Here is a 1,315-nt window from a genome sequence, read left to right as displayed (position 1 = left end):
CACCTATACTGGGGACCTCGGCTACGAGATCTGGATGGCGCCCGCCTATCAGCGCCTCGTCTACAAGGCGATCAAGGAAGCTGGCGAGGAGTTCGGCCTCGTCGATTTCGGCATGCGCGCCCTGCTGTCGATGCGCCTTGAAAAGAACTTCCCGACCTGGTTCCGCGAATTGCGCCCGATCTACGGCCCGTTCGAAGGCTCGATGGACCGCTTCATCAAGCTGGAGAAGAACGACTTCATCGGCCGCGAGGCGTCCGCCAAGGAGCTCGCCGAGGGGCCAAAACTGCGCCGGGTCTCCTTCATCGTCGATGCAGCGGATGCGGACGTGATGGGCGACGAGCCGATCTGGGCCAAGGTCAGCAAGGACTACGGTACGGTGGAAAAGCCACATGGCTATGGCGCGCCTCGCTTCGACACCACAGGCAAGGAAGTGCGCGGTTCGCAGGCTGCCGAAGGCGCCTCCGCAGTGCGCGGCATCGCCGATGGCGACTGGCGTGTGGTGGGCTGGGTCACTTCGGGCGGCTATGCGCACTATGTTCAGAAGTCGATGGCGCAGGGCTATGTGCCGGCGGCGTTGGCCGAGGACCAAAGCGCCGGTCTGTTCGAGATCGAGATACTCGGCCACCGCCGTCCGGCCCGCATCAATGTCGAACCGCCCTTCGACCCGAGCGGCGAGAAGATGCGCACTTAAAAGGGCGACAGCGCGTGTTGGATCGTGTAGGTGGCGTTTCGACCAAGCACGGTTCGAGCGGCCGCGATGGGAAGACGACGTCCTTGCAGCATCTAGAGAAATGGACCGACTGGCTTTGCGACGACAAGGCCGGTCCACTCAACGCCGCGCTCGCCTTTGCCGTCATATATTGCCTTGTCCAGGTCGTGGTGATGACGCTGTCGTCGCATTGGGCAGGCACTGGCGTCGGCGTCGATGAATCCGAGCAATTGATGGTGATGCGGGTCCTTGCGACTGGCTACGGCAGTTCGCAGCCACCGCTCTACACCTGGCTTGCCCACCTGACGGCCTCGCTGGTCGGAACCAACGTCCTCGCCCTGAAGATCGTGAAGTATGGTCTGCTGGCCGGAGGGCTCGCCTCATACTTCACCGCGGTACGTCGGCTAGGCTACTCGAGTCGCGCGGCCGCGGCCGCAATGTTCGGGCTGCTTCTGTTTCCACAGATCATCTGGGAAATGCAGCATGCCCTCACCCACTCGGTCGCCATATTCTGCTTTTCGTCGGTGCTGTTCCTGGCGCTGGTCGAGGTGTTGAAGCGGCGATCCCTCGCCGCCTATGCGCTGTTTGGCCTGGCAACTGCCGCGG

At 62.9% G+C, this 1,315-nt stretch carries 2 protein-coding genes; both read left to right on the top strand.

Annotated elements, in window-relative coordinates:
* On the top strand, positions 1–691 hold a 691-nt coding region (locus EOA33_RS36045), incomplete at its 5' end, for a glycine cleavage T C-terminal barrel domain-containing protein (protein ID WP_145989522.1).
* A 14-nt stretch (positions 692–705) separates the two neighbouring features.
* A partial coding sequence (locus tag EOA33_RS36040; RefSeq protein ID WP_245482562.1) for a glycosyltransferase family 39 protein occupies positions 706–1,315 on the top strand: 610 nt, incomplete at its 3' end.

The sequence above is a fragment of the Mesorhizobium sp. M4A.F.Ca.ET.050.02.1.1 genome (assembly GCF_003997725.1).
Taxonomy (GTDB): domain Bacteria; phylum Pseudomonadota; class Alphaproteobacteria; order Rhizobiales; family Rhizobiaceae; genus Mesorhizobium.
This window is presented reverse-complemented; position numbering and strand designations above follow the sequence as displayed.